The 2976-nt window shown below is 44.7% G+C and carries 3 protein-coding genes and 1 pseudogene; all 4 read right to left on the bottom strand.

Annotation, left to right across the window (positions count from 1 at the left end; translation table 11 throughout):
* Positions 1–301, bottom strand: a pseudogene (locus ACT29I_RS25545) (hypothetical protein); the annotation flags it as partial.
* A gap of 49 nt (positions 302–350) precedes the next feature.
* On the bottom strand, positions 351–1070 hold the full coding sequence (istB, locus tag ACT29I_RS25550; protein WP_444794843.1) for an IS21-like element helper ATPase IstB: 720 nt from the start codon (positions 1068–1070) through the stop codon (positions 351–353).
* Positions 1071–1074: 4 nt separating this feature from the next.
* Positions 1075–2622: an IS21 family transposase gene (gene istA / locus ACT29I_RS25555; RefSeq protein ID WP_444794844.1), complete on the bottom strand. Its 1548-nt coding sequence runs from the start codon at positions 2620–2622 to the stop codon at positions 1075–1077.
* Positions 2623–2701: 79 nt separating this feature from the next.
* Positions 2702–2976: hypothetical protein (locus ACT29I_RS25560; protein WP_444794845.1), on the bottom strand; the 275-nt coding region annotated here is incomplete at its 5' end.

Genomic DNA, 2976 nt, shown 5'->3' on the forward strand with positions numbered 1-2976 from the left:
GCTCAACCCTTGCCTTGTTATTTTCTATATTCTCGGTGTATTCGCTTCGTCTTACCTGTTTGCCATTGACCTCCGACTTTGTGCAGAGTGGCCTTTTTTCGCATGTTTTGCATTGTGAGGTGGTGTAATTTTTAAACCTGTACGAGACTTCTCCTAATTTGTTTTTGGCGTTTAACCAGTTGCCTTTGGTGCTGAGCACGTGCCCCTGTGGGCAGGTATAGGTATCGTTTTCTTTGTTATATGTAAAATGCTTTACGTCGTAATTGGAAATAACGGTGATGTTGACCCCTCCAACGGTCATATTGACCCCTCTTGGATTTGGGTAACCGAAAATGGTTAGTATGACAAAATTACATTTTTTTTCTAAGACTTTCTCCTTTGAGTTCAATCCTGTGCGAGGTATGTACCAAACGGTCTAAAATTGCATCAGCAATGGTGGCTTCCCCGATAATATCAAACCAGCTTGCAACAGGCAGTTGGCTTACGATAATAGTTGCAGCTCTTGCATGTCTGTCCTCGATAATTTCCATCAAATCCATCTGGTGCTGTTTTTCCAAGTGCGTCAACCCAAAATCGTCAAGGATGAGCAGACTGGCTTTGGATATCTTGTTCAGTAGCTGATATACTGTTCCTTCCAGACGGGCCATTTTTGTTTGTTGCAGCAACTTTTGAACATTAAAGTATGCTACCTTATATCCTCGGGCACAAGCATGGTGTCCAAGTGCAGACGATATAAAACTTTTACCACATCCGGTTGCCCCAGTAATCAGAACCGATTCTCCGTTGTTAATATATCCACCTGTTGCCAACGTGGATATAAGCCCTTTGTCCAAGCCTCTCGACACATCGTATTTCAACTCTTCCAGAGAGGCCTGATACCTGAACTTAGCAGATTTTCTTAACCGTTCAAAGCGGCGGTTGTCCCTGTCCTGCAATTCTGCCTGTAAAAGTATTTCAAGTCCTTCGTTGAGCGATAGCTCGTTTGACCTTTTGGTTTCCAATAGTGCATTCCAGCTTGTTTTGAAGCCGAACAGGCGTAATTGCGATAGTTGGTTTTCGATATTTTCCATCGTATTAAAATTTAAGTGATAATTGATTGTCGTAATATTCTTTTCCCCTGATGTTGTTGTGTTGTGGCAAACTTTGATCGGGTTGTTCTTCTTGGTCATATTCGGTCATCTTATTCTTGATAACGTTTAGTACAAAACCGTAAGTGTAATTCTGATAATCAATAGCCATCCGGCACGCTTTGTCAAAGGTTTCCCGGGGCGTGCTTTTAAACAGGCTAAAAAGGCCATCGCAGCTCTTGTATAGCTGTTCCGGATACCTGTCCTGGGCAAATATTAGCCTTACAAGTACTCCTAATGTTTTCGATAAGTTCTCCGCCTTGTCTTTATAGTATTCCGGGCTTCGGTTCAGGTAATGCTGGTGGGTTGAACAGAGGTGTTCTTCAACGGTGGTATATTTGCCGATGCCAAACTCCCGTTTGTGAACTGCCACCAAGTTGTGCCGGTGAAAAATTCGCACCATGGAACGGGTATAAACTACCTTTAGTTTTTGCCCGATATATTGGTAAGGGGCACTATAATAATGTTTGTCCTCGCCCAGGTAGATATCGTTATTGGTACCATGTTTGTACTCCTTGTAATATTTTATCTCAAAGGCCTTTGTGGGCAGTTCCTGCAACAGGTGTTTCTCATTCGACAGGAAGTGCTCTTCCCGGCAGTAATCGCGCTTTTGCATACGAGTTTGGTTATGCTTGAGCGTATGTTCTTTTATGGCACTGTTAAGCTCAGAGAGCAAGAAGAACTGTTGGTTGCGTATACGTGCATAAACCCGGTTGTAAATAAGTTTTACCTGGTTTTCCACAAGAGCCTTGTCCTTGGGTTTTCTGGCACGGGCGGGAACCACCGCCATGTTGTAATGGTTGGCAAAATCTTCGAGTGCCCGGTTGATGGTAGGTTCGTAATTGTTGGCTTTTATTACGGCCGATTTCAGGTTGTCGGGAACCAGCACCTTGGGCACGCCGCCAAGGCTCTCCAAACAGCAGGTGAGCGCATAAATAAAATCGTCGACACGTTGGCTGGGAACGGCCATGCAAAAGGCATAATCGGAATAGGGCAGGCAGGCTACAAATACTTGGCATTCGATTATTTCTCCTGTTGTCGGATCGATATAGGAGAGCTTCTTGCCGGCAAAGTCTACAAACAGTTTTTCCCCAGGTTCGTGGCGCAGTACCATGGAAGGATTTTTGGTAAGCCGGTGTTGCGACAGGTGATAACTGAACTGGCTGAGGCTGTACCCTGTGGGGTTGGACAGGCGGTACTCTTCCCACAGAAGTTGTTTTGTCACGCCTGTCTTTTTAAGCTCGTCAACGTAATAATCAAGCTTGCCTTTTAGCTCTTCGAACCGGTTGTCTTTATAAGCTGGGTTTCCGGGATGGAAGACTTTTTCAAGCGCATGATCTTCCATTTTCAGTAAGGTGGCAAGGCTTATTTTCGAACTGCGGTATTTTGCCAGATAACTCTTGACCGTATTCTTGCTTATACCCAGATTGCGGGCTATGGTCTTGTTGCCGTTCCCTTGGCTGTGCAATTGTAGTATTTGTTTTACTTGGCTCATTCTTTTAGGTTTTCCTGCCATAATCAGTGTCAAATTAGTAGTTAATCCCACTAATTAACTTAAACCTAAATCCAAGGGGTCAACATGCTCCGCTTTTTTGAAAGCAGCTGTTGCTGACGGGGTCAATATGCTCCGTTTTTTTTGCTCCCGGAGCAACTTTATTCCTCGAAAAACATTTTAAGGGGGTCAACATCCGCCGGAATGTCATGCTAAAACACAACCTTAACCAACGTTTGGGAAGGGGGTCAACATGCTCCGGAATATCCACGTAATCGGGATGGGGAGCATGCGATGCACCCGAAAGCGGGGGAATGGCCACCAATGCGTTTATTTGCAACGAATCGGCTACGGCCA

The organism is Saccharicrinis sp. GN24d3, from assembly GCF_052400645.1.
Taxonomy (GTDB): domain Bacteria; phylum Bacteroidota; class Bacteroidia; order Bacteroidales; family Marinilabiliaceae; genus Saccharicrinis.